At 40.9% G+C, this 25,607-nt stretch carries 20 protein-coding genes and 1 tRNA gene; 15 read left to right on the top strand and 6 right to left on the bottom strand.

Annotated features, from left to right (window positions below; translation table 11 throughout):
* Window positions 1–580 precede the first annotated feature (580 nt).
* On the bottom strand, window positions 581–1,066 hold the full coding sequence (locus H6G74_RS06115; RefSeq protein WP_190966831.1) for an allophycocyanin subunit alpha-B: 486 nt from the start codon (window positions 1,064–1,066) through the stop codon (window positions 581–583).
* Between the two features lie 138 nt (window positions 1,067–1,204).
* On the opposite strand from H6G74_RS06115, the gene rlmD reads away from it, so the two are divergent.
* Together rlmD and H6G74_RS06125 are read left to right on the top strand one after the other, a co-directional pair.
* Complete coding sequence (rlmD, locus tag H6G74_RS06120; protein WP_190966832.1) at window positions 1,205–2,566, top strand: 23S rRNA (uracil(1939)-C(5))-methyltransferase RlmD; 1,362 nt, start codon at window positions 1,205–1,207, stop codon at window positions 2,564–2,566.
* Window positions 2,567–2,998: 432 nt separating this feature from the next.
* Window positions 2,999–3,448: an ATP-binding protein gene (locus H6G74_RS06125; protein ID WP_190966833.1), complete on the top strand. Its 450-nt coding sequence runs from the start codon at window positions 2,999–3,001 to the stop codon at window positions 3,446–3,448.
* 719 nt (window positions 3,449–4,167) lie between these two features.
* Here the strand turns inward: H6G74_RS06125 and H6G74_RS06130 are convergent.
* A tRNA-Val gene (locus H6G74_RS06130) sits at window positions 4,168–4,240 on the bottom strand.
* A gap of 106 nt (window positions 4,241–4,346) precedes the next feature.
* Between H6G74_RS06130 and H6G74_RS06135 the strand changes: the two genes are divergently transcribed.
* The 6 genes from H6G74_RS06135 to H6G74_RS06160 all read left to right on the top strand — a co-directional run bounded on the left by H6G74_RS06135 (window position 4,347) and on the right by H6G74_RS06160 (window position 7,520).
* Window positions 4,347–4,952: a metal-binding protein gene (locus tag H6G74_RS06135; RefSeq protein WP_190966834.1), complete on the top strand. Its 606-nt coding sequence runs from the start codon at window positions 4,347–4,349 to the stop codon at window positions 4,950–4,952.
* 264 nt (window positions 4,953–5,216) lie between these two features.
* Window positions 5,217–5,834, top strand: coding sequence for a GerMN domain-containing protein (locus tag H6G74_RS06140; RefSeq protein WP_190966835.1), 618 nt, complete (start codon window positions 5,217–5,219; stop codon window positions 5,832–5,834).
* A gap of 48 nt (window positions 5,835–5,882) precedes the next feature.
* The gene (locus tag H6G74_RS06145; protein ID WP_190966836.1) at window positions 5,883–6,125 is read left to right on the top strand and encodes a hypothetical protein; all 243 of its coding nucleotides are present in this window, start codon (window positions 5,883–5,885) and stop codon (window positions 6,123–6,125) included.
* A 188-nt stretch (window positions 6,126–6,313) separates the two neighbouring features.
* Complete coding sequence (locus H6G74_RS06150) at window positions 6,314–6,481, top strand: hypothetical protein (RefSeq protein WP_190966837.1); 168 nt, start codon at window positions 6,314–6,316, stop codon at window positions 6,479–6,481.
* Between the two features lie 51 nt (window positions 6,482–6,532).
* Window positions 6,533–6,928, top strand: coding sequence for a beta-lactamase hydrolase domain-containing protein (locus H6G74_RS06155; protein WP_190966838.1), 396 nt, complete (start codon window positions 6,533–6,535; stop codon window positions 6,926–6,928).
* A gap of 232 nt (window positions 6,929–7,160) precedes the next feature.
* Window positions 7,161–7,520 carry a hypothetical protein gene (locus H6G74_RS06160; protein WP_190966839.1) on the top strand — a complete coding sequence of 120 codons (360 nt, stop codon included), beginning with the start codon at window positions 7,161–7,163 and terminating at the stop codon, window positions 7,518–7,520.
* Between the two features lie 125 nt (window positions 7,521–7,645).
* On the opposite strand, the gene pcrA is transcribed toward H6G74_RS06160, so the two are convergent.
* Window positions 7,646–9,970 carry a DNA helicase PcrA gene (pcrA, locus tag H6G74_RS06165; protein ID WP_190966840.1) on the bottom strand — a complete coding sequence of 775 codons (2,325 nt, stop codon included), beginning with the start codon at window positions 9,968–9,970 and terminating at the stop codon, window positions 7,646–7,648.
* A 285-nt stretch (window positions 9,971–10,255) separates the two neighbouring features.
* Between pcrA and glgA the strand changes: the two genes are divergently transcribed.
* Together glgA and H6G74_RS06175 are read left to right on the top strand one after the other, a co-directional pair.
* Entirely contained in the window at window positions 10,256–11,734 is a 1,479-nt protein-coding gene (gene glgA / locus H6G74_RS06170) for a glycogen synthase GlgA (protein ID WP_190966841.1), read from the top strand.
* A 350-nt stretch (window positions 11,735–12,084) separates the two neighbouring features.
* On the top strand, window positions 12,085–12,582 hold the full coding sequence (locus tag H6G74_RS06175) for a hypothetical protein (RefSeq protein WP_190966842.1): 498 nt from the start codon (window positions 12,085–12,087) through the stop codon (window positions 12,580–12,582).
* A 33-nt stretch (window positions 12,583–12,615) separates the two neighbouring features.
* Here the strand turns inward: H6G74_RS06175 and H6G74_RS06180 are convergent, their stop codons facing one another.
* Entirely contained in the window at window positions 12,616–13,248 is a 633-nt protein-coding gene (locus tag H6G74_RS06180) for an HAD-IB family phosphatase (protein ID WP_190966843.1), read from the bottom strand.
* Window positions 13,249–13,874: 626 nt separating this feature from the next.
* Between H6G74_RS06180 and H6G74_RS06185 the strand changes: the two genes are divergently transcribed.
* Window positions 13,875–15,002, top strand: coding sequence for a hypothetical protein (locus H6G74_RS06185; RefSeq protein WP_190966844.1), 1,128 nt, complete (start codon window positions 13,875–13,877; stop codon window positions 15,000–15,002).
* 85 nt (window positions 15,003–15,087) lie between these two features.
* On the opposite strand, the gene H6G74_RS06190 is transcribed toward H6G74_RS06185, so the two are convergent.
* On the bottom strand, window positions 15,088–15,906 hold the full coding sequence (locus H6G74_RS06190; protein ID WP_190966845.1) for a M15 family metallopeptidase: 819 nt from the start codon (window positions 15,904–15,906) through the stop codon (window positions 15,088–15,090).
* Between the two features lie 100 nt (window positions 15,907–16,006).
* Here H6G74_RS06190 and H6G74_RS06195 point away from each other — a divergent pair, with 100 nt between their 5' ends.
* On the top strand, window positions 16,007–16,924 hold the full coding sequence (locus H6G74_RS06195) for an AEC family transporter (protein ID WP_190966846.1): 918 nt from the start codon (window positions 16,007–16,009) through the stop codon (window positions 16,922–16,924).
* A gap of 60 nt (window positions 16,925–16,984) precedes the next feature.
* On the opposite strand, the gene H6G74_RS06200 is transcribed toward H6G74_RS06195, so the two are convergent.
* The gene (locus H6G74_RS06200) at window positions 16,985–17,503 is read right to left on the bottom strand and encodes a phosphoribosyltransferase (RefSeq protein ID WP_190966847.1); all 519 of its coding nucleotides are present in this window, start codon (window positions 17,501–17,503) and stop codon (window positions 16,985–16,987) included.
* Between the two features lie 71 nt (window positions 17,504–17,574).
* On the opposite strand from H6G74_RS06200, the gene H6G74_RS06205 reads away from it, so the two are divergent.
* The 3 genes from H6G74_RS06205 (at window position 17,575) to H6G74_RS06215 (ending at window position 25,562) form a co-directional block, all read left to right on the top strand.
* A complete protein-coding gene (locus H6G74_RS06205) occupies window positions 17,575–19,023 on the top strand; it encodes an MFS transporter (protein WP_190966848.1) in 1,449 nt (482 codons plus the stop codon).
* A 152-nt stretch (window positions 19,024–19,175) separates the two neighbouring features.
* Complete coding sequence (locus tag H6G74_RS06210; RefSeq protein WP_062297612.1) at window positions 19,176–19,943, top strand: class II glutamine amidotransferase; 768 nt, start codon at window positions 19,176–19,178, stop codon at window positions 19,941–19,943.
* A 1,065-nt stretch (window positions 19,944–21,008) separates the two neighbouring features.
* Complete coding sequence (locus H6G74_RS06215; RefSeq protein WP_190966849.1) at window positions 21,009–25,562, top strand: beta strand repeat-containing protein; 4,554 nt, start codon at window positions 21,009–21,011, stop codon at window positions 25,560–25,562.
* Window positions 25,563–25,607: the final 45 nt, after the last annotated feature.

The raw sequence follows: 25,607 nt of genomic DNA on the forward strand, positions 1-25,607 counted from the left end.
GTAGGTAAGAAGTCTTATTTGGGCGTACTGACTTTTTTCATAAATCAAATTATGAGTCCTATGTCATTGGCTATTTGTGCTTTGTTTTTCCCCATCTGTAACTGCTGTTGTAGCTCTAAGCTTGTCCGTTGTTACACACTTAAGTAGATACCGCTCGATAGTAACACTCAAGTGACGACAATCACATAGAAACATGATTGAGATCGTCTCTCACCCTTTGCCAAATTGGCATAATTACATACAACTGAACTCTAGCCGAGTCATTAATAGGGAACACACTAATCGCCGACAGCTTTGATAAAAGACTGTCGGCTTTTTGTATTTGGGAGTGTGGGAGGTGTGGGAGGTGTGGGGAGTGTGAGAAAACCAGGTAGTGACCATTGACTAATGACTTAATGACTAATGACCAAATAAAATTTCCCCACAGTTGGTTGATAGCTTGACACAGAGATGGCCAAAGCCACTACCAAATGTGGGGAGAGTATGATCAAATTAGAGTTGTTATGTTTTGAGTGCTAACACTCAGCACTCACTTTAGGAGACAGGAAGACACATCTAAAGAAGCAAAACAAACTTTGGCTTATGACATCGCTTGAATGATGTAATCAAAGTATGGTGCTGCTGCGGCTGCGTCGTCTGCACTGAGTAAGTCAAGGGAGGCTTTTTTCAGACAATTGATGGCTTCTACCATTCCAGGAACGGGAACACCAAGGGAGTTGTACATTTCCCGCACACCAATTAAACCGATTTTTTCAATTGGCTCTTTGTCACCAGCAAGTACGCCATAGGTAATCAGGCGTAAATACCAGCCAAAGTCACGGATACACAATGCACGTTGGCGTTCACCATAGGCATTGCCACCGGGTGCGATAAAATCAGGACGCTTCTGCCAAAGTTGCTTGGTGGCTTCCTGAACTATCTTTTTTTCATTTTCGGACAGGGTGGCAGCAATACGAGTCCGTTGCTCCCCTGTTTGCAAAAAGTCTTTGATACTTTTGAGTTCGCCACTGCTGGGATAACGCAGTTCGTCGTCGGCTTTGAGAATAACTTGGCTAATTACAGTCATGATTATTGTAATCACGAGAAATATTATTTGCTAGTTTAACGAGTTGGAGGTACAGAGGGGAAGGGAAATAGAAGTATGAAGTATGAAGTGTGAAATTAAACTTCAATTTCTTGACAAATGACAAATGACTATTGACTAATGACAAATAATATTTGGAAACAAGGTGAATTAATTGAAGTAGCGATCGCTGATCTCAGTGACACTGGTGATGGGGTTGGTCGCTATGAGGAGCGGGTGGTATTTGTACCAGATACTGTCCCTGGCGATCGTGTCGTGGTACGTTTACTGCATGTCAAGCCAAAATATGCTCACAGCAAACTTATCCAGCTATTGCAGCCATCACCGCACCGCATCCGCCCAAGCTGCATTGTGGCTGATAAGTGTGGTGGTTGTCAGTGGCAGCATATTGATTATGAATATCAGCTAGAAGCAAAACGCAATCAAGTTATTCAGGCTTTGCAGCGTATCGGTGGTTTTACTGCACCATCAGTAGATCCTGTATTGGCGGCTGTGTCACCCCTGGGATACCGCAATAAATCTACTTATCCTGTCAGTGTTTCTACTACCGGGCAAGTACAGGCGGGATATTACCAAAAGGGTAGTCACCATTTGGTGAATTTAAATCAATGCCCTGTGCAGGATTCTCGCTTAAATCCTCTGCTTGCGGAAGTAAAGCAAGACATTCAAAAGCGTGGCTGGAAAATTTACAACGAACAACGCCACCAAGGGCAAATTCGTCATCTAGGTTTACGCATCGGCCGCCGCACGGGAGAAATGCTGTTGACTTTGGTGGTCACAGATTGGCAGTTAGCGGGAATTACGGAACAAGCCGAGGAATGGTTGCAGCGATATCCCCAATTGGTGGGAGTTTCTTTAAATCGCAACCCAGAACGCACTAATGCCATTTTTGGTAGGGAAACTCGCACTATTGCTGGAGTTCCTTATCTGAGAGAAGAATTTGCCAATTTAGAATTTCAAGTCCGCCCCGATACATTTTTCCAAGTTTCTACGGAAACAGCCGAAGCACTGTTAGAAGTCATTCAGGAGGAACTTAACCTCCAAGGAAATGAGGTACTAGTTGACGCTTATTGTGGGATTGGAACCTTAACACTGCCTTTAGCCAAGCAGGTGCGCCAAGCAGTAGGACTGGAATTACAAGCCGAAGCAGTTGAACAAGCAATTTTGAATGCGAATCGCAATAGTATACATAACGTTACATTTCAAGTCGGTGCGGTAGAGAATTTACTGCCGCAAATGGGAATAATACCTGATGTGGTCATACTTGATCCACCACGTAAGGGATGCGATCGCACTGTCATCGATTCATTACTGCGATCGAAACCTGCTCGCATCGTTTACGTCAGCTGTAAAGTAGCCACACTTGCGCGTGACCTAAAGTTGTTATGTGAAGGAGGCCTATATAAAGTTACAAGGGTGCAACCTGCTGATTTTTTTCCACAAACCTCTCATATAGAAGCTGCTGCCTTTCTTGTGTTATGACATTTAAATAAGAGTACTTACTCTTTATCAAAATCTTAAATTGCAAATTTGTAGTCTCTTGCATAGTAACAATGCTAAAATCGAATTAACCTAAAACATAGAAATGATTTTGTTAAAACAACTAAAGTCGCATAGACTCTCATTGATTATGAATAAGGTTGTCTGATATAAGAATCGGCAATACAAAACTCACTTTCATAGTTCTCAAAAATTTTCAGCATATTTTAATTTGCTGACTACGATCGCAGATTTTTAAAAGCCGTTTTATGTATCAACAATCAAATTTCATAAACAGAGTAAATGCTCCCTAGCATTTTCAAAACTAGTATAAAAGACGCAAGTTTGAAGGCAGCATGACCACCTCCAACTTTGTCAGGGTGCGCGTACAAGCAAACTGATGTCTAGCTAACTGAAAGCTATGGGGTTTCTCTTGTGATTAGTATTTCGCTCCGTCCTGTTGGACGTTATTGGGGCACACTTAGCTTTGCCTCTACTCTCTATCTTTGTCCCATATTAGATTTACTGCTGGCAGAAATTCCAGCTAAATTACAAGCAGAATTGCGGCTAGGACTCCAAGAAGCTTTAGTCAATGCCGCCAAACATGGTAATAATCTCGACCCCAGTAAAAGAGTCGTAGTCCGTTTTTCGTTGATAGATAATCAATATTGGTGGGTAATTTCTGACCAAGGTCAAGGCTTTACACCGGAGCCAAGTTCTGATAGGGAACCGACAGACTATTTACCGCCGGATGAATCAGAAAGTGGTCGCGGTTTATGTTTACTCCATCAAATTTTTGATCAGGTAGAATGGAGTCGCAAAGGTACAGAATTAAGATTGTGTAAACAGATGGAAAATCGCCACCGATTATCTTTGAGGCGATGAAGAAAAGTGTGAAGTGTGAAACGTAACATACTTCACACACTGCGTGCGTAAATACTAGAAAAAAGCAGGTTTGGTGCAGGCGTACAACGACAAATATATATTGCGCCGTAACCTAACAGGAAATTATGAAATTTGAGAAAATTATTGTGACAGGTGAATTAATTGCAGCGTGCATTTGATCGTTGGAATTGTATTATTTTGGTAGATGAAAATTTTGCGGTTTTCCTTATCTTAATATCTTAATAAAGGTATTTAAGCACTAGTACAATAAGGCAAAAGTAAAAAGGCAAAAGGAAAAATAAGGAATAACGATACAACATACCTTGTAGCAATTCCAGATAGTTTGTTTATTTACGCCGACCTGTACTAGTTATTCGGCAAGTTAAATGACAAGCGATCGCACAAGTAATTCGTAGCTAGATAAAATTGGGTTATTTGTTCAGCAAATTCCGCTAATCTTTGATGGTATGTTTAAGGATTCAGCAATTTCACGCTGAAGGCATCTATCCTAGTAAAGCGGCTGTTTCTTAGCTACTGGCTCAACCAGGATGTTTTCGTGACCAAGAGGTTCGCGTCACCTTTCAATCTGTAAAAAGATAAATTGGTTTAGAAGCATAAACATGCCGTCCTTTATTGGAAGCACAATCTTGGCATATCTTTTGCAAGGTTATAGATAAAGCCACACGGCACTAAGTGTGACGTATGGCTTTATTGTAAAATGGGCAGTACCAGACTCGAACTGATGACATCCTGCTTGTAAGGCAGGCGCTCTACCAACTGAGCTAACCGCCCGTTTGCGCTTTGTGTTTGCGCTCACAATTAAATAATATAGCAAAATATTTTGAATCGCGCTAGTATTTTTGAGAAAAATTTTTTGAATATTTTTGAGAACCTTTAAATGCCCTCTGGTCGAACGCATGATCGCATTACTCTGTGGGCTTTGCCGTTGGTGGCGGGTGTGGCTTTTTGGCAGACCCGCAGTAGCAGCGTGACGTTGCTGGTGGCTGGTGGGTTTATGTTTGGCGGTTTGATGTTTGGCCCTGACCTAGATATTTACTCTCGGCAATATCAACGCTGGGGTTATTTGCGCTGGATTTGGCTACCTTATCAAAAAAGCCTGCGTCATCGTTCTTTTTTATCGCATGGGCCGATTATTGGGACGACACTGCGAGTCATTTATCTTTCCTGCTTGTTAGTGATCGCAGCATTTATAATTTTGGTAATTTTTGAAAAACTGGGAAACACAAGATTTAATTGGTTAGGTTTGGGTGAAAATATCCAAAAATCGCTACTTGGCTATGGTACAGAATATCTTGCCCTGTTTCTTGGTTTAGAACTCGGCGCGATGAGTCATTCTTTGAGTGATTGGTGTGGTTCTGCATATAAGCGAATGCAAAAGCAGGGAATTAGCGGTTTATTCCCTACCAGCAAAGTCAAAAAGCGCAAAGTATCACGCCGTGTTCGTCCGTCGCCACCTAGAACTAGTACAAAAAAGCAAAAGTAAAAAGTCAAAAGTCAAAAGTAAAGAATAGTAATACCACAAGCCTTTTAGCAATTCTAGATGGTGACTGAGCGATTATTTGTTTTTATGCGTCAGTTTTAATAATGAAACTCCCTCACAAGTTCCTCAAATTGTTCTTCTAAATTAAAAGTGTAGGTAACTAGCGATCGCCTTTAGTTGCTTAACTCCATCTCATACCCAATCAGACCAAACATCAGTATAAATGCTGTCTGATGTTCGCACTCGGAAGATTTACAGGAGTTCGTTATGAAAACCCAACGCAACTATCCAGTATATCGAGGAGAAGTGATCGCTGCTTCGGCACTAGTTACCTTGGCGCTATTTGGAGGAACTGCTTGGTGGAGTTGGCAAATCACCAATCCCACAACCCAGGCGAATAATTCAGCAGTAATTATTGACTCAAAATCTGCGCCAGAAGTAGCAGCAATACAACCGCAAACTTATTGGTTAAAATTTGACAACAACCAAATTCACTTAGTACCTCAACCTGTAAAAGTAAAAGCCGGAGTAACTTCAGAGGAAGCCTTAAAATTAGCTTTCAATTATCTATTAACAACGCCTAAAACTGCTGAATTAATTACCACAATTCCAGCAGGTACAAAGTTATTAGATATGCGAATTACTCAGACAGGAATTTATATCAATTTATCACCAGAATTTAGTCAAGGTGGTGGTAGTACTTCAATGGCTTATCGTTTAGCACAGGTTATCTATACTGCTACTAGTATTGACCCAACAGCTAAGGTTTTTGTCTCAGTTTCAGGCAAACCAATCGATACAGATCATCCACTTGGTGGTGAAGGGTTGATTTTGCGACAACCAATTACACGGCGACAATTTGCCGAAGACTTTACGATTTCTTGATTGCTTGAGTTGCTGTTCTGTTTTTTCAATATATCAAACTGCACTACTATGGCAAAAAGTCATAATTTTTTACTCAATAATTGTATTATTTTATGGCATTTTATTAACCAACCACTTTTCCGGCGCACGACATTATTCAACCCTTGTAAGTTTTGGCAAATTTACCACATACACGAGGAGTTAGAGCGCATCTGGAATTATGACACCATTCAATTTTTAGAGAAATGCTGTAATTATGACACAATTATCCTCTTAGAGAGATGTTTAGCCATAGAAAATGAGCCTAAATAAGATTACAGCGTTTTCCAGTTGAGTGCAGTACAAGTTATTAGAGGCTAGGATGCTCAAGGCTAAATGAATGTAACTCATTAGGATGAAAAACGCTGTACATCATCTAAAAGTCACAATTAGCGAGAAGAAAATTTAAATAAAGCATTTACTAAAGTTTTTCACATCAAAACCAAATAGGAGAAAGATTTATGTCTATTAGCAAAATCATCAAAACAATTACAGATGGTACGGCACAAGTTGTCACCTATATTTCAAGTGCAGCTAGTAGAATTTTTAGCCCCAGAGATGATAACTACCCAGAAACGGGAGTTCAACCTTTTGATGGCGATATTGCTGATAATAAACGTAGACATTAAGGTTAAACGGGCGACTTATTCAGTCGCCCTGACTCAAGTAAGGCGGCAAACATGATTACTGTTAGGAAAATTAACGATGAATTAGCGATCGCAGGACAAATTACCTTAGATCAGTTAAAGCAATTAGCTGAGGAAGGCTGCCAGTCTGTAATCAATTTGCGATCGCCAGATGAAACAAGCTCACTAGACAACGAAAAAGAAAAAGTTGAGTTTTTAGGATTACAGTATATTAATTTTCCTACCAATCTTGGAGAAATTAATCATCAAGCAGCACTTGATATCTTTCAAGTAATCAACAAATCACCGAAACCAACTTTGATTCATTGTGATGATTCCATCCGTTCAGCAGCAATAGTACTTTTATATATTGCTACTAAACAAGGAGTCACCTTTGAAAAAGCTCTCCAACAAACTATCAATTTAGGCTTAATTTCGTCTCACTGTTGAAATTTTATCTAGGAATCTGCTGGCTTTTTTAGAAATCAAATCTGTATCATATATCTTTGACCGCAATTTAGGATAAATTCTTCCTAGTAATTTATAAAATCAACTTTATAAAGAAGAATTCAGAAATCAGGGGTCAGAATTAAGTATGAATTCTGAATTCTGTTTTCTGACTCCTTTTTAAAAATTGGTGACTCATTATCATAAAGCTACATTAATAAAGAGGTAATTTAAAATGACTAAAACTCTATTGAATCTAACAATAAGATTAGTTGTTCAAGAACTTGAAGGGATTTTAGAAACTTACCCTCATCATCCTTATCAAGAAGCCTTTGCTAATCCTGATATGCGGCAAAATCTCATTGCTTATATTTTAAGTAGGATTCCCAATCAATACATCACAGTTGATGAGGTGGAAAAACCAAAATTTATTTGTTCAGAATCTCTGTGTCGTTCTTTAGAAAGTACACTGCACATAGAATCAATTATTCGCCAAGGTGTTGATAAAATTCTAGGTGAACAAGCACAAAATCTTCATCGCTACATTCCAGAAGTTGTTGATCCAAATTTGTCCGCATCTCATTGGTTTGGATAAGTATATTGCAGTTCCATTTGAGATAGGAAAAAAGAGACAAGGGGGACAAGGAGGACAAATTATTTGTGAACTCAAAAGCTCCCCGACTTTTTCAAAAAGTCGGGGATATGAAGCTTTTTATTTACCTAATCGACTTTTTGCAACTGTGCTACTCTGGGGTCAATAATTTTCTGCCCCAAACTAGCAAATTTAATCGCTACAGATATTTTATTTGCCGAACCGAAAATGTGAGTTATTTCCCCAATTCCAAAACTTTTATGTAGGACTTTATCTCCTACTTGCCAGTTATTAGATGTTTCTTGCTGTCCGCGATTTGTTGCACCAGTTCTAGGATAATTTTGACGAATTGTACTTTGGCTAGTTAATAATTCTGGGGGTAATTCATCGAGAAATTGCGATCGCAATGCAGGTTCCCGTGAACCATATAAACGGCGTTCGCGGGCGAAGGATAAATGTAACCGTTCTTGGGCGCGGGTAATTCCTACATAACACAAACGCCGTTCTTCTTCTAAAGCGGCGGGGTCATTCATCGAACGGTAGTTGGGAAATAACCCTTGTTCTAATCCCACCAAAAAGACTACGGGAAATTCCAATCCTTTAGAAGCGTGTAGAGTCATTAAAGAAACGGCTGTTTGTCCTTCTTTCAAATTATCCAAATCAGAACTTAAGGCGGTACTTTGCAAAAAGGCTGTTAACGAAACATCCTCATTTTCTTCTTGAAATTGCAAGACGGCGTTATACAGTTCCTGGACGTTTTGGATTCTGTCTTCTGCTTCATCTGTACCTTGACTTTGCAAGTCTTGGACATAACCAGATTCTTCTAACAAACCCATGACAATTTCCGAAACTGGAACCGTGGCGACTTGTTCTTGATAGCGGCTAATCATTTGGGCAAAATTATTTACCGATTTTGCCGAACGCCCCGCTAATGTATTTACAGATGTTTCATCACTGAGAATTTCCCACAAGTTCAGCCCTAATTGTTGGGAGGCGTTAATTAAGTTATCAATGGTGGCTTTACCGATTCCGCGCCGGGGAGTATTAATCACCCGCAATAAACTCACTGTATCAGCAGGGTTAGCGATCGCTCTGAGATAAGCTATCACATCTTTAATTTCTTTGCGGTCATAAAATTTCATCCCCCCCACAACTGTGTAAGGAATTTGATTCCTGACTAACAATTCTTCAAAGGGTCGAGATTGGGCGTTAGTGCGATACAAAATCGCAAAACTACCCCAATTTAATTCGGGATGTTGATTTTCTAAAGTGCGTATTTGCCGAATCACAAAATCTGCTTCTGCCAGTTCATCATCGGCTTTATGACAATAAATTTGTTCGCCACTTCCCCGCGTCGGCTTTAGGACTTTATCAATTCGTTGGGTGTTATTTTCAATTAATTCATTCGCTGCTTGTAAGATATTTTCACAAGAGCGATAGTTTTCTTCTAACTTCACCATTGTGCGCGTATCTTCATCCGCTAAACCATCACCGAAATCATTTTGAAATTCCAGCAAAATGGTAAAGTCTGCCATACGGAAACTATAAATTGATTGGTCAGCATCGCCTACTACAAATACTGAGCGATTTTGCCAATTCCATTCACTTTTTCTGTCTTCTCCATTTGTAACTAACAACCGAATCAAATCATATTGAGTGCGGTTGGTATCTTGATATTCATCGACTAAAATATGACAGAATTTGCGATGCCAATAACCTAAGACTTGCTCGTTTTGCTGAAATAATTTGGTAGGTACAAGAATTAAATCATCAAAATCTAGAGCATTATTTTCTGCTAGTTTATCTTGATATGAACTGTAGACTTGAGCAATAACTCGTCCGCGATAATTTGGTTGTTCTTTTTCAAAGTCTTGGGGTGATAGACCTTGGTTTTTAGCGTTACTGATGGCGTAGCGGACAGAACGCGGTTCAAACTTTTTATCGTCGAGGTTTAATTGTTTGGTGACGATTTCTTTAACTAAAGATTGGGCATCTGATTCATCAAAAATTGAGAAATTCCGATTCCATTTGCGCCCCTTTTCATCTTGATATTTCTCAATATCAAACCGGAGAATGCGTGAAAATAAACTGTGGAAAGTGCCGCACCACAAATCTTTGATGGTTGTGCGGTAAACTTGCGATCGCAGTTTTGTTTGTTCGTGTTCTGGTAATAGCTCAAATCTTGTACCATGTTGCGTCATCGCCAATTGTTCCGCAAACAACTTTTGAATACGTTCCTTCATTTCCCGCGCGGCTTTGTTGGTGAAAGTCACCGCCAAGATATTTTCCGGGTTCACACGGTGTTTGAGAATCAAGTTAGCGATGCGATAAGTTAAGGCACGGGTTTTACCGGAACCAGCGCCAGCCACAACTAACAACGGGCCACAGTAGTGTTCTACGGCTTGACGTTGGCTAGGGTTGAGGTGACTGAGAAAGTCAATAGTTGTAGTCATGGCTTGTGAGGTGTGCGGGTTTGTCGCTGCTAGTCATAAGGTATTTTAGCAGTGTCAACCCTGTGGTTTTAACTAGAAAGGTGCGATCGCATTTTTGCATTCACCATATTTAATCCCCCTCAACGTTCCTCAGTATAAGTCTTGCAGCAGATGAAGCATCCCAAATCTCTACCACTTGTATTAAGCTTTCGTGATTAACATTGGCTTACTTACTTGTCAATGAGTACATATTGCATATACTGAACAGTATAGTTAATATAAATTTTTGTATAGCGAGGACTAGGAATGTACATAGTACAGATTGCCTCGGAATGCGCTCCTGTAATTAAAGCAGGCGGTTTAGGGGATGTTGTCTACGGACTGAGTAGGGAATTAGAAGGCAGGGGAAATTGCGTTGAGATCATTCTGCCCATGTATGATTGTATGCGCTACGACCATATTTGGGGTCTGCATGATGCCTACAAAGACTTATGGGTACCTTGGTACGGTGCGGCAATTCACTGTTCTGTGTACTGCGGTTGGGTACATGGTAGGCTGTGCTTCTTTATTCAGCCCCACTCCGAAGATAACTTCTTTAATCGTGGCTGTTATTACGGTTGTGATGATGACAATATGCGCTTTGCCTTCTTTAGCAAAGCCGCTTTAGAATTTCTCAATCAAAGCAACAAGCGACCTGATATTATCCATTGTCATGATTGGCAAACAGGCTTAATTCCTGTTTTACTCGCTGAGATTTACAAATACAATGGTATGGAATATCAGCGAGCTTGCTACACCATCCATAACTTTAAGCATCAGGGAATAGGTGGTGGAGAAACGCTTGTGGCTACAGGTTTAAATCGAGAAGAGTACTATTTCCAATATGATAAGCTGCGTGACAACTTTAACCCCTTTGCGCTGAATTACATGAAAGGGGGTATTGTTTACGCCAATGCAGTCACCACAGTTTCACCCAACCATGCTGAGGAAGCAAGTTATACAGAAGTTGGTTGTGGTTTAGGTCATACACTGCATTTACATCAAGATAAATTCTCTGGAGTACTTAACGGTATAGATTACGATTTTTGGAATCCTGAAGTTGACCGTTATATCCCGAATAACTATACCTACGAAGATTTTGAACAAAAAATATATAACAAAAAGGCTTTACGCGAAAGGCTCTTGCTTGATGCAGCCGATAAACCAATCATTGCATATATTGGTCGGTTAGATAATCAAAAAGGTGTACATTTAGTACATCACGCGATTTATCACGCACTCAATAAAGGCGCACAATTTGTATTACTTGGTTCAGCCACAGAAGCAGGAATCAATGCTCATTTCCGCCATGAAAAAGCATTTTTAAATAGTCACCCCGATGTGCATTTAGAATTGGGCTTTAATGAGGAATTATCCCACCTCATCTATGCAGGGGCAGATATGATTGTTGTTCCCAGTAATTACGAACCCTGCGGTTTAACCCAGATGATTGGTTTAAAATATGGTACAGTGCCAATTGTGCGTGGTGTTGGTGGGTTAGTAAATACGGTATTTGATAGAGATTACGACCAAAATCTGCCACCAGAAAAACGCAATGGTTATGTATTTTATCAAACCGATCATTACGCTTTAGAATCGGCAATGAATCGCGCGATTGATTTATGGTATCAGTCACCTGATGAGTTCCGCCAATTAGCGATTCAGGGCATGAAATATGACTACTCATGGAATATTCCAGGAACAGACTACTTAAAGATTTACGAATGGATTAGACATCCTTGGTAAGTCAGCATAAACGGATTTATCTTGGTTTAATTTAATACAATTTTCATACTAAAGGGTGCGGTTTGCTATAGCGATCGCACCTTTACTAATTTATAGATACCAACATATAACTTGATAAATATTTGTTGCTCATTCTAGGGGTTTTCTGGAAAGTCAAACAATCAGCTTGAGGTAATCAAAAACGGCTGTAACTTATCTTGTTAACAATTTTTTATATAACGTGAAATGTCAAAGTTACTCTTTAGCCAATTGAATCTCTTAGGATAGATGTCAGAATTTCAACACAAGCTATAGATCAAAATATAACGTTTGATTCATTTGATATATTCATCATATTTTGAGAGGTAACTATGCTCCACCATATTTCTATTTCTGTCAACAATCCTCAGCACGTAGCTAATGTTATGGCAGAAATTATGCAGGGCCGAGTAGCACCATTTTCACCTAATCCCGGTGGGTATACGATGTTAGTGGGGGATGAATTTGGTACAGGAATTGAGTTTTATCCCTTGGGTAGTGAGATTATCCCTGATGTATGGCAAGGACAAGCAGGATTTCAGATGAATGAACATCCTGCAAATTACACATCAGTTCATGCAGCAATTTCTGTCCCCGTCAGCCTAGAGGAAATTGAACGCATTGGCGCACGGGAAGGTTGGCGAGTGCTGGCTTGTAGCCGTAATGGTGTGTTTGATGTAGTGGAATTTTGGATTGAAAATCGTTTGATGTTGGAACTCCTGACACCGGAGATGGCTGCTAAGTATCTCGATGTAACCAGTCCGCAACAATTAGAACGGAGGGCTAATTCAGTGGCGGGTTCAGTGGCGGGTGTGGAGGTGGGTGGATAAGCTGGAATGCGATCGCTAAATAATACTGAAAGATTAAAGTTTCCACAATTGCTGTAGATATTCCTGAACATCCGAGAAAGTATTCCAGGGAATATACGGTTTTTGGTGTTGGTCTAAGTAATATGCTAGGCGATCGCGGGCAAATACAATCGAAGCTTGTAAGCCCATATTCAAATCTGTGAGGGAGTCACCTATGGCGATTGTCTCATCAGCAGGATACTTTGCCATGACTTGCACTTTGGCTACTAATTCTGTACCGCCTTCATAATCAGAATTGACTTTGAAGTAAGTACCACTAGTATCTATATCAACAGCGTGAATTGCGGCTACTCTTTGGGCTATCTCACCTAAAACTACTTCTACCATTCCCCGCAGTCCACCAGACACCACAACCAAAGGGACATTTTGGGAATCTAGAAAATCTAGCAGTTCGATAAATCCTTTACGTATGGGTTGCGATCGCGTAGACTCTACAATTTCTCCATACTGTGAAGATGGAATTGATTCTAAAATTTTCTTGACTCCCTCCCGCAGTGTTACCCTCTGGGCATAAATTTCTGGCAAAAATTGTGCAGCTACTTCCGGCGCAAACTTTTTTAGCACCGCCACAAAGGTTTCCTCTACTGTGATTGTCCCATCAAAATCACAAAAAACAATCCGCTTCACAGTTTCATCCTATTAGATTTTCGAGTAATGAGCGTCCAATTTGTCGCGCTTCATCTGTATTATTCAATGTGACGTAGTAGAGCTTCATTGAATATTCCCATTAAATTTTAGAACTGAGTAAAAGATTTATCTCAATTCGATTTGAACTCAATAGGCGAATAAATCAAATACGGCAACATTTTCCGATTTTTTGCGTCAGCTACCAAAACTTGCTATTAAATCCCTAATTTTTTGTTTTTCTCTGATTTTATGTTTTCATTCTATCTTCTATCTAAAGTAGTAACTTGCATCTATATTTTGATAGATATGTTGAGAGTTAAATTTGTAACTAAGCAATTCATAATTTTATGACTTATGACTGATTAATAAATATTAATTTTCAAGTAAAAAATATTAAGTATTATCACTAGGAAAACTTGAATTTTGTGTACTGCGTTACAAAACTTAACAATAGTATATGTTAATTTTAAAATAAATCAAGCTAAAAACTTGATTTCTGCTTGATACTAAATAGTAGTAATACTGAAGCAAAAGTAAATTTAACTACTAAATAAGATGTTATGAGGTGCTATTTTTAATAGTTTTGACAACTGAATTAAAAAATTGATTGCTCAAGAAAACTCGCCATGAATGCACTACCGATTACAAAACTTGCTGTCCCAGATAGATTTTGGTATACAGGAGTGAGGAAAAAAGTCTTAATTGACTTTGGTAGCGATCGCCCAAAAATTATTCATAAAGTAGGACAGAGTCCAGGTTTTGAAGCAACTGCCAGCTACACCGACCCAATAACAGGCAAACTGCGGTTATACAGTGATGGTCAATTGATTTTCCACGGACAAACTCATGAAATATTAGATAACGGAGTGTGGGGTGCAAAAAGTTGGTCAGCGACACAAGCCGTAGCAATTGTACCCTCACCTGGTGGTCATCCTGACAGATTTTACATCTTTACTAATAACAACCAGGAGATATATTACTCCATTGCAGATTTATCTCAAGGTATTAATGGTTCAGTAATTTTATTGAACCGTAAATTGACAGGGAAACAAGATAATCCAGGGGAAGCAATGGGTGTTGTACCCCATAGCGATGGCGAATCTTTTTGGCTGATAATTTTTAATGGCAGAACAGAGGTACGTGCCTACCTAGTGGATAAAAATGGCATCAACAGTAAATATGTAGCTTCACCAATTGATTTTCCCGAAAATCGGTTGAATCCCTTAGTTGGTAAAAAAGTTCATAAAGGTTCGATTATTTTCAGTCCCAATTGGCATAAAGTCGCCTTGGGTGTGGCAGGATTAGGAATTGCGATCGCCAAAGTTGACCGTGCTACAGGTAAAATTAGCCACAGTGATTTTTTAATTCGTGGTTCGGCTGGTTACTGTTGCGCCTTCTCTCCTGATAGTACAAAGTTGTATTACGCTAAAGGTGATTGGGAGTTTGGGCAGTGGAACCACCATACCTTAGAAGGTTGGAACGCCACACCACATCAAATGGACTTAGTGACTGAGATTGAAACCGAAATTGATACCTTACCTATTGGCGATACGACTGGCTATTCCGGGCCGAGGTTAGCACCTGACGGCAAAATCTATTGGACAGGGCAAGGCAAATCTTCTCTAGCTGTAGTTGAAAACCCCAACGCCCCAGGAAACGCCCTGAGATTTAAACCGGATGGTTTACCCTTGGGAAATGGTGTATTTGCTAGTTGGAACCTACCAACACAGACATTTAGTTTTTATCGAGAATAGGGGGCGGGAGTCTGAATTCAGATATTTAATTTTATGTTGTCAATTAGTGGAGTAAAAATACCACCACTAATTGCTTCAGACTTTTTTATGGTGATGCTTTAGCGGGTTTCAAATTTCTGGCCTTATAGAAGGTTTCTAAACTTTGGCGATCGCCAACGAAACGCCAATGCCAAGGTTCATAACTCACACCTTGGATATTATCTTGAGGAAAAGACAACTCAAAACCAAAGCGGGCGGCGTTTGCTTGTAGCCAGCCAAAAGCTTTGGTTTGATCAAAGTTAGCCTGAAGATTAGTGGCGGGTACGGCTCCGTCTCCGATATCTACCGCATAACCTGTGTGATGCTCACTATGGCCTGGTGGCGCACTGAGGGCGGCTCTTTGGGCCGGGGTTTGATTGCGTTGCGCCCCGACTTCAAAAAATAATTGCTCTTGTTCTTTCACAGAGCGAAAGCCGGAAATTGGCACTAAAATTACCCCAGCACTCCGCGCGGCTTGAGTCATGGCGCGAAACTTTTCGGCCGCGCCTTTTCGCATTCGGATGCGGCGATCGCCTGTAATTGCTACTAACTCTGACTCTGGTGCTTCTGGGTAAGCTAAATGTCCCAACACCGCATTATTATCTTGGGGATTTGCTGAGTTAGTCGCGCCGGGAGTGGTGACAATTGAGGAATCTGCTGGTGAAGATGAAGAATCAGTGATTTTTTTCGGTGTAGTGAGAGAAAAGAAAAAGCCACTAACTACAGCCAGCAAGATAAATCCCGCGACTCCCCCAATAATCAGAACTAAAGGTTTTAAGGGTGTTTTGGACGAGACATCAGGAGTATCGCGTAAAGCTACTGGAATGTCATCACCAGAATCACCGGACGAATTTGGGGCTTTTCCAGAAAACCCAGCTTTATTCAAGGGTTAACTCCTGCTTTTGTTCAAAATTCATAACAGACTGTAGACTGGACAGAGATTAGCATATTCGTTACATATTACATCTGTCTTTGTTAGGGAAATTTTGGCAAACCTCCTAGAACTATACGTCAAACTGGCAGGCTTAATTTTAATCGGATTTTTCCTGGGACGGAAACTGCCTGCCGCAGTTCCACAGCGTTTGGGTCAGTTCCTTTTTTGGGTGGGAGTACCTGTAAGTATTGTGGCTTTTTTACGCCAAGCTGATCTATCGGCACAGATTTGGATTGCACCTGCGATCGCTCATTTAGCGATTTTATTGGGTGCATTTTTGGCTTGGTTAACAATCAAAGGACAAGCTTATCTGACAAATACAACTTTTCAGCACCCAACTCAGGGAAGTTTTATCTTAGCGGCAATGGTCGGCAATACAGGTTATATCGGCTTTCCTGTGACTTTAGCAATGGTCGGTCAAGATTATTTTGCCTGGGCTTTATTCTACGATTTATTGGGGTCACTGTTTGGTGCTTATGGTTTGGGTGTCGCCCTCGCATCTCGTTATGGTGATGGTGGCACAAACTATTGGCAAATGACTCAAGCTATTTTAATTAACCCAGCCTTGTGGAGTTTTGGCTTGGGTTTGTGGTTTCGCCAAATTAGTATTTCTCCGACGGCAGAATTTTATCTGGAAAAATCGGGTTGGATTGCTGTCGCTTTATCTTTAGTATTAATTGGAATGCGCCTTTCGCTGTTGACTTCTTGGCAAAATTTCCCCCAAGCCGCCATCAGTTTGGCAATCAAAATGCTTCTAGTTCCCCTGCTTCTCGGCAGTACTTTATCTTTATTTGGCGTGACTGGTTCCGCCGCTAAGGTAATTGTTTTACAAATGGCAATGCCGCCAGCTTTTGCAACAATGGTGCTGGCTGAAACTTTCAATCTTGACCGTAATCTCGCCGTGACTTCCCTAGCCTTGGGAGTCTTGCTGTTGTTGGTGACTTTGCCTGTGTGGTTGTGGCTATTCTAAATTTTAGATTTTGGATTTTAGATTTTAGATTGGTAAATTCAGTTGTAGGGCAATAATTTGTCAGCAGAGTTGACTTAACTTTGTTGCCAAATCTGCGGGACTGGTATGTTCGTAATGTTCAAAGGGTTGGTGAATCCAAGGATTATCCGGTAAGTAATCGACGTAATAATCAGGTTTAATTACTGAACAGGCTTTATACCAAACGACGGCGCTGCGAATTTCCGCAATTGAGGAATCGACATTTTCCCGTAACCAAGGACTTGTCTGTTGAAGGGTAATCCCAGAGTCTACCAAGTCGTCAATTAACAGAATATGGGAACCTAACTTTTCTGTGGTCATGGTCAAATGATGGGAAAAAGTGAGATTACCTCGCTCTTGTTTACCGGGGCCGCTATAAGATGATGTCGCTAAAATGGCTAATGGCTGTTGATAAATCCGAGAAATAATATCTCCAACTCGCAGTCCGCCTCTGGCTAGACAGACAATTTGGTTGAATTGCCAACCAGATTGATATATCTGAACCGCCAGTTGTTCGATTTTATAGTGATATTCTGACCAAGAAACGTAAAGGTCTGGCATAAAAAAAGAGATTTTGAGGTAATACTGATAGCGATCGCAAACTTTTTATTTTAATCCGAGCCTCAGATATTATGAACGATTCTGCCGATAATTCTGCTCAAAATCCGGCTTTGAGTCCAAAACTGGATTTTAAAACAAAATTAGCTTATGGTGCAGGTGATTTAGGCCCAGCAATTACGGCTAATATTTCGATATTTTTCTTGTTAGTTTTCTTTACAAATGTCGCTGGGATTCCCGCCGGGTTAGCTGGGAGTGTGTTGTTGATTGGCAAAATCTGGGACGCAGTTAATGATCCATTTGTCGGATTATTAACAGATAAAACCAAATCTCGGCGCTGGGGTCGTCGGTTACCTTGGATGTTCTATGGTGCAATTCCTTTTGGGATTTTCTTTTTCTTGCAGTGGATTGTACCGCAATTTAGCAGCGATCGCAGTACAAATATGTGGGCTTTGTTTTGGTATTACGTTGTGATTGGGTTGATATCTCAGGTGTTTTACACCGTCGTGAATTTGCCTTACACAGCCATGACTCCTGAACTCACCCAAGATTATGATGAACGCACTAGTCTGAACAGTTTTCGCTTTACTTTTTCGATTGGTGGCAGTATTTTATCGCTGATTTTAGCGCAAATAGTTTTTTCACAGATTCCTGACCGTCAACAACAGTATTTTATCTTAGCGGTGATTTGTACGGTAATTTCTGTGGTTTCTTTATATTGGTGCGTTTTTGGAGTGCGCGATCGCATTTTAGCTTTTGAAGCCAAACGCATTCAACAAGAAGAACCTCCATCAATCCCATTTTTTGAACAGTTAAAAATTGTTTTTACCAATCGCCCATTTTTATTTGTCATTGGCATATATCTATTTTCTTGGCTGGCTGTGCAAATTACAGCCAGCATCATTCCTTATTTTGTCATCAACTGTATGAAACTAAAAGAAGCAGATGTACCAACAGTCATGATTGCTGTCCAAGGCACTGCTTTAATTATGTTATTTGTGTGGAGTAATTTAAGTAAAAAAATCGGTAAAAAAATTGTTTATTTTCTAGGCATGAGTTTATGGATTATTGCCGCCGCCGGACTATTTTTTTTACAAGCTGACCAATTGGTTTTAATGTATATTATGGCTATGATGGCTGGCGTAGGAGTATCTACCGCCTATTTAGTTCCTTGGTCAATGATTCCCGATGTAATTGAATTAGACGAACTGCAAACAGGACAACGCCGCGAAGGTATATTTTATGGCTTCATGGTTTTGTTACAGAAATTTGGGTTAGCATTCGGATTATTTCTTGTTGGTAACGCCTTACAATCTGCTGGTTTTAAAGAAGCTGTAGCGGGACAAAGCACTTTACCAATTCAACCAGAATCAGCACTCACAGCTATTCGCCTGGCTGTCGGCCCTATACCCACTGTTTGTTTAATTTGTGGTTTAGTTTTGACATATTTTTACCCCATTACTAAGGAAATGCACGCGGAAATATTGTTAAAACTCAGAGAACGTCAGACAAACAAGTCGTAAATAATTTTTGGCACTATTTGGACTGAAACTATCTACAAATATGTCTTTAATAGTATAGAACTACAAGATTCCGGACTTCTTAAAAAAGTCGGGAATCTGAAAGTCTGACAGTTTTCTCAGATCAAACATCCTCAAACTCATAGTTACTAATTATGTGCCAGCTGCTAGGGATGAACTGCAATGTACCCACAGATATTTGCTTTTCCTTTGAAGGTTTTTCTGCACGAGGAGGCAAAACAGATGATCATAGCGATGGTTGGGGTATTGCATTTTTTGAAGGAAAAGGATGTCGCTTATTGTTAGATGATAAACCTTCTGTGACATCTCCCATAGCAGATTTAGTCAGGCGCTATCCCATCCACTCTACTCATGTGATTGCCCATATCCGTAAAGCAACTCAGGGAGAAGTAGCTTTAAGAAACTGTCATCCCTTCCAACGAGAATTGTGGGGTAGGTATTGGGTATTTGCCCATAACGGCAATTTACCAGATTATCATCCCCGGAATATGGGTTTTTACGAACCGGTGGGTGATACCGACAGTGAAAAAGCCTTCTGTATTATGTTAGAAACTCTCCGAGAGGCTTTTCCTAATGGTAAACCGCCTTTAGAAAAACTTAATGTTGTTCTGCGTCAAATTACGGCAGAAATCGCCCAAGTCGGTGTTTTTAACTATTTATTGTCGGATGGAGAACATTTTTTTGCCCATTGTTCGACAAAACTCTCTTACATTGTCCGTCAAGCCCCCTTCGCCGCAGCCCACTTGATAGATCAAGATATGACGGTGGATTTTCGGGAGTTAACTTCCCCACGCGATCGCGTCGCTGTTATCGCCACTACCCCACTCACCGATAACGAAGTTTGGACAACCATCCAACCAGGAGAATTACTCGTCTTTCAAGACGGTTTACCCCAGAAATAACCAGAGTGTATGGATGACAATTTATTTTTGATTCATCATCAATAACATTAGTATCTTTATAGTCTGCCATCAGGGCAAATCTGCTACTGATCGCCATTACCATATTTGTTTGCTATCAAAAAGGGAATAGTACACAAATGTAAATATTGTTATGCCTATGTAGATATCTTGAGTAGTGACTGTAAAGAGTATGTAAAGATGCTTTTAGTGAGAATAGACACCTCAGTAAATATACAGTACAATTGCAATAAATTATTTAAATAATAATAGCTTCTAAGCTAAATAATCATAAGTAGCAGCCCATAATTTAAGTGTGGGACTGATTTGGCTGTCCAATACATCTTTAAGCTTGATTTTTTGATAATTAATTAGCGATCGCTAATGATCAAAGGATGGTTGAAATAAAGCCTAAATATGAGTACTTTTCTGGGAATTCATAAAGGCATAGAGAATGCAGAGATAAATCACAGTTAAACATATCATCCCGACAAGGTTGACTCAAATAATACAGCTATTAGGCAGCTAAAAGCCACATTCACTCTAAGAATAGGCTCTAAGAGTTGAGTAATTTTTCTGGCTAAAGATTAAGATGTCGGCAAGATGAGAAAAATTAGTGTTTTCTCGTCTTAAATTCTATGGAATTTGCTAGATATTGCTAAAGCTTATTGGTTATCAATAGATATACTCCTGTTGCTAAAAAATTGTTCATAAACTTTTCAGAAGTACGTTACATATTAATTAATAATCAACTCTTTTAAAGCATCTACTACGTGTATATGTTTCTTGAAACTTAATAGGGAAAACTTTATAAAAAATTACTTTGTTATGTAATCTAAATATGCTTTAGTTAAATATGTTTCTACTTAGTTAATGCGACAGCAAAAGCCAACATTATGTTGCGAAATGTGCCTTTAAAATTAAACCGAATTGTATTGCTTCTATACTCACGCAAAAAATGCTGAAAGCATCGGCTATCGGTATATTTTTTGTTGTTTCCAATAGCAAAATCTGTAATTTGATAACTTTCAACTGACTGAAACAATCAATTTATTTTAGGTAAAAGTTATGGCAATTAATGGCACTAATGGCGATGATAATCTCATCGGCACAGCTGGTGATGAGATTATTAGAGGCTTTGCCGGGAATGATAATTTATCAGGTAATGGGGGCAACGATATTCTAGAGGGTGGCGCTGGAGATGATAATATTTCCAGTTTTGCTACCTCTGGTAATAGCATCCTTGATGGTGGATTAGGCGACGATGTATTAGATGTGGATCAGTCAAGTGGTGATAACTTACTTGATGGTGGTGCAGGTGATGATTATCTCTCCGCAGTAGGTTCCTCTGGGGTTAACGTTCTCAACGGTGGTGGTGGAGAAGATATCTTAAATGCGGATCAGTCAACAGGCAATAACCTGCTGAATGGTGGTGCTAATGATGATTTTCTGTCGGCGATCGCTTCTGAAGGTAATAACATCCTCAATGCTGGAGGCGGTAACGACACCCTAAATATCAATCAGTCCGACGGCGATAACACCCTTGAAGGTGGTGCTGGTAATGATGAACTGTCGGCTGTCGGTGCGTTTGGTAATAACACCCTTAATGGTGGAGATGGTGACGACACATTAAATGCAGACGATTCCACAGGCAATAACATCCTCAATGGTGATGGGGGTGCTGATTACATTACGGCTGTGGCTTCATCTGGTAACAACATCCTCAACGGTGGTGCAGGTACTGATACCTTAGATGTCACCGATTCCACAGGGGATAACCAGCTCAACGGGAATGGCGGAGACGATATCCTGACAGCTTATCGTTCCGAAGGTGATAACACCCTCAACGGTGGTGCAGGCGACGACACCTTAGATGTGGATCAGTCCAGTGGCGCTAACACCCTGGATGGTGGTATCGGTGATGATTCTTTGTTTGCGATCGATTCTTCTGGGGACAATACTCTCTCTGGTGGTGATGGAGAAGATATCTTAAACGCAGACCAATCAACAGGCAATAACTTACTTGATGGTGGTGCTGATGATGATGATCTTTCTGCCGTTGGTTCTGAAGGTAATAATACCCTCGATGGTGGAGGTGGTGACGACATCCTAAATATCAGTCAGTCCGATGGCGACAACCTACTTGAAGGTCGTAGTGGTAATGATGAACTGTCGGCTGTTGGTGCGTTTGGTAATAACATCCTCAATGGTGGCGCAGGCGACGATACATTAAATGCAGACGATTCCACAGGCAATAACATCCTCAATGGTGATGGGGGTGCTGATTACATTACGGCTGTGGTTTCATCTGGTAACAACATCCTCAACGGTGGTGCAGGTACTGATACCTTAGATGTCACCGATTCCACAGGGGATAACCAGCTCAACGGGAATGGCGGAGACGATATCCTGACAGCTTATCGTTCCGAAGGTGATAACACCCTCAACGGTGGTGCAGGCGACGATACCTTGGATGTGGATCAGTCCAGTGGCGCTAACACCCTGGATGGTGGTATCGGTGATGATTCTTTGTTTGCGATCGATTCTTCTGGGGACAATACTCTCTCTGGTGGTGATGGAGAAGATATCTTAAACGCAGACCAATCAACAGGCAATAACTTACTTGATGGTGGTGCTGATGATGATGATCTTTCTGCCGTTGGTTCTGAAGGTAATAATACCCTCGATGGTGGAGGTGGTGACGACATCCTAAATATCAGTCAGTCCGATGGCGACAACCTACTTGAAGGTGATGCTGGTAATGATGAACTGTCGGCTGTTGGTGCGTTTGGTAATAACATCCTCAATGGTGGCGCAGGCGACGACATATTAAATGCTGACGATTCCACAGGCAATAACATCTTAAATGGTGATGCAGGCGCTGACTATATTACGGCTGTGGCTTCATCTGGTAGGAACTTCCTCAATGGTGGCGAAAGTGATGACACTTTAGATGTGACCGATTCCACAGGTGATAATGTCCTCAATGGCGCGAACGGTGACGATATCCTGACAGCTTATCGTTCTGAGGGTGATAACATCCTCGATGGTGGTGCAGGCGACGACACCTTGGATGTGGATCAGTCCAGTGGCGACAACTATCTTGATGGTAGTGTTGGTGATGATTTCTTATCGGCAATCAATTCCACTGGAGATAATATTCTCTACGGTGGTGATGGAGAGGACATCTTAAACGCAGATCAATCCAGTGGCGATAATTACCTCTTCGGTGGTGCTGATGATGATTATCTGTCTGCCGTTGGTTCCGAAGGCAATAACCTCCTGGATGGTGAAGATGGTAACGACACCTTAGTTATTGATCAGTCTACAGGCAATAACACCCTTGAAGGTGGTGCTGGTAACGATGAACTGTCGGCTGTCGGTGCGTTTGGCAATAACATCCTCAATGGTGGCGAAGGCGACGACACATTAAATGCTGACGATTCCACAGGTAATAACACCCTCAACGGCGGTGCGGGAAATGACGAATTGTCTGCCCTTGGTGCATCCGGTAATAACACCCTCAACGGCGATGCGGGAAATGACGCTATCTATGTCAGTACTGCCTTGCAACAGTCAGCCACCCTGGTAGTACAAACAGTTGATGGTGGCGCAGATAACGATTACCTTTTTGTTGATTACAGCAACGCTACAGTCGGCATTACCTCCACATACAACTCTTCAAGCAATATTGGTAGAATCACCGCAGGCACAAATCAAGTTAACTACAGAAATATCGAAAGTCTAGAGCTGATTGGTACCGCCTACAATGACAACATTATAGGAACTAACGGCAACGATATACTTTCTGGTGGCAGTGGTGGCGATGATATTATCAACGGCGGCGCTGGTGATGATTATATTTCGGCGATTGGTTCTTCTGGTAATAACAACCTCAACGGTGGCGAAGGCGACGATAGGTTAACAGTGGATGAATCTACCGGGGATAACCTGCTGAATGGTGGTAGCGGTAATGATACTTTGTCTGCTTATCTTTCCACGGGTGATAACACTCTAATTGGTAATGTGGGTGACGACATATTAGATGCGGATCAGTCCACAGGTAATAACACCCTTAATGGTGGTAGCGGTGATGATCATCTTTCGGCAATTGGTTCATCTGGTAATAACACCCTCAATGCTGGTAATGGACGCAATACCTTAGATGTCAGTCAATCCAGTGGTAATAACACTCTGAATGCTGATAATGGTGATGATGTATTGTTGGCAGATGCTTCTGTGGGCAATAACACCCTGATTGCTGGTGGTGGTAATGACATATTAAGTGTGGAATATTCTGAAGGGAATAACCTACTTGATGGTGATGCTGGTGATGACTATCTGTCTGCTGTTGGTTCATTTGGCGTTAACACCCTCGATGGTGGTCATGGTAACGATATAGTGACTGTTGACTATTCCAGTGGTAACAACCTACTCATTGGTGACGATGGTAACGATACCCTGTCTGCTTATCGTTCCGAGGGCGATAACACTTTAATCGGGAATACGGGTAGTGACATATTAAATGCCGATGAATCCACAGGTAATAACACCCTCGATGGTGGTAGTGGCGATGATTATCTTTCGGCTATTGGTTCAGCTGGTAATAATATCCTCAATGGTGGCGCTGGGCGCAATACCTTAAATGTCAGTCAGTCCAGTGGTAATAACACCCTCAATGGTGACACTGGGAACGATACCCTGTCTGCTTATCTTTCCACGGGTGATAACACTCTCATTGGTAATGCGGGTGATGACACATTAGATGTAGATCAGTCCACTGGTAATAACACCCTCGAAGGTGGTAGCGGTGATGATTATCTTTCGGCTATTGGTTCATCTGGTAATAACACCCTCAACGGTGGCGCTGGGCGCAATACCTTAGATGTGAGTCAGTCCAGTGGTAATAACACTCTGAATGCTGATAATGCTGATGATGTGTTGTTGGCAGATGCTTCTGTGGGCAATAACACCCTGATTGCCAGAGGTGGTAATGACATATTAAGTGTGGAATATTCTGAAGGGAATAACCTACTTGATGGTGGTATTGGTAATGATGAATTGTCTGCCGTCGGTTCGTTTGGCATTAACACTCTCTATGGTGGTAATGGTAACGATATATTGACTGTTGACTATTCCAGAGGCAATAACCTACTTTATGGTGACAGTGGTAATGATACTCTGTCGGCTGTAGAAGCTACTGGCAATAACACCCTAGATGGCGGTAGTGGAAACGATACCTTGATTGGTGGTAATGGTAATGATGTTCTCATCGGTGGCGCTGGTAATGACCTGATCACGGGTGGTAACGGTGCAGATACCTTTGTCTTTAATCGTTTTAACGAAGGTACTGATACGATTACTGACTTCAGTATCACTGATGACATCATTCAGATATCTGCTGCTGGTTTTGGTGGTGGTTTATTAGCTGGGGCGCTGTCGATTAGTCAGTTTACCTTGGGAACTTCTGCAAGCACCGCCGATCAACGATTCATCTATAACAACAATACTGGTGCGTTGTACTTTGACCAAGATGGTAATGCTGGTGGATTCAGACAAGTACAACTAGCACAACTATCTGGTGCGCCGGCGCTGAATGTCAGCAATTTTGTGATTGTTTAAAGCCTGTCGCAAAACTAGTTATTAAATTGCAATAGTACAGAAAAC

Origin of the sequence: Nostoc spongiaeforme FACHB-130, from assembly GCF_014698475.1 — a bacterium.
GTDB classification, from domain to species: Bacteria; Cyanobacteriota; Cyanobacteriia; order Cyanobacteriales; family Nostocaceae; genus Nostoc_B; species Nostoc_B spongiaeforme.

Bases quoted from the DNA above. Each gene is read 5' to 3' on its own strand.
- H6G74_RS06115 (WP_190966831.1), bottom strand. From the start codon at position 1,066: ATGACTGTAATTAGCCAAGTTATTCTCAAAGCCGACGACGAACTGCGT.
- rlmD (WP_190966832.1), top strand. From the start codon at position 1,205: ATGACAAATAATATTTGGAAACAAGGTGAATTAATTGAAGTAGCGATC.
- H6G74_RS06135 (WP_190966834.1), top strand. From the start codon at position 4,347: ATGCCCTCTGGTCGAACGCATGATCGCATTACTCTGTGGGCTTTGCCG.
- H6G74_RS06140 (WP_190966835.1), top strand. From the start codon at position 5,217: ATGAAAACCCAACGCAACTATCCAGTATATCGAGGAGAAGTGATCGCT.
- H6G74_RS06145 (WP_190966836.1), top strand. From the start codon at position 5,883: ATGGCAAAAAGTCATAATTTTTTACTCAATAATTGTATTATTTTATGG.
- H6G74_RS06150 (WP_190966837.1), top strand. From the start codon at position 6,314: ATGTCTATTAGCAAAATCATCAAAACAATTACAGATGGTACGGCACAA.
- H6G74_RS06155 (WP_190966838.1), top strand. From the start codon at position 6,533: ATGATTACTGTTAGGAAAATTAACGATGAATTAGCGATCGCAGGACAA.
- H6G74_RS06160 (WP_190966839.1), top strand. From the start codon at position 7,161: ATGACTAAAACTCTATTGAATCTAACAATAAGATTAGTTGTTCAAGAA.
- pcrA (WP_190966840.1), bottom strand. From the start codon at position 9,970: ATGACTACAACTATTGACTTTCTCAGTCACCTCAACCCTAGCCAACGT.
- glgA (WP_190966841.1), top strand. From the start codon at position 10,256: ATGTACATAGTACAGATTGCCTCGGAATGCGCTCCTGTAATTAAAGCA.
- H6G74_RS06175 (WP_190966842.1), top strand. From the start codon at position 12,085: ATGCTCCACCATATTTCTATTTCTGTCAACAATCCTCAGCACGTAGCT.
- H6G74_RS06185 (WP_190966844.1), top strand. From the start codon at position 13,875: ATGAATGCACTACCGATTACAAAACTTGCTGTCCCAGATAGATTTTGG.
- H6G74_RS06200 (WP_190966847.1), bottom strand. From the start codon at position 17,503: ATGCCAGACCTTTACGTTTCTTGGTCAGAATATCACTATAAAATCGAA.
- H6G74_RS06205 (WP_190966848.1), top strand. From the start codon at position 17,575: ATGAACGATTCTGCCGATAATTCTGCTCAAAATCCGGCTTTGAGTCCA.
- H6G74_RS06210 (WP_062297612.1), top strand. From the start codon at position 19,176: ATGTGCCAGCTGCTAGGGATGAACTGCAATGTACCCACAGATATTTGC.
- H6G74_RS06215 (WP_190966849.1), top strand. From the start codon at position 21,009: ATGGCAATTAATGGCACTAATGGCGATGATAATCTCATCGGCACAGCT.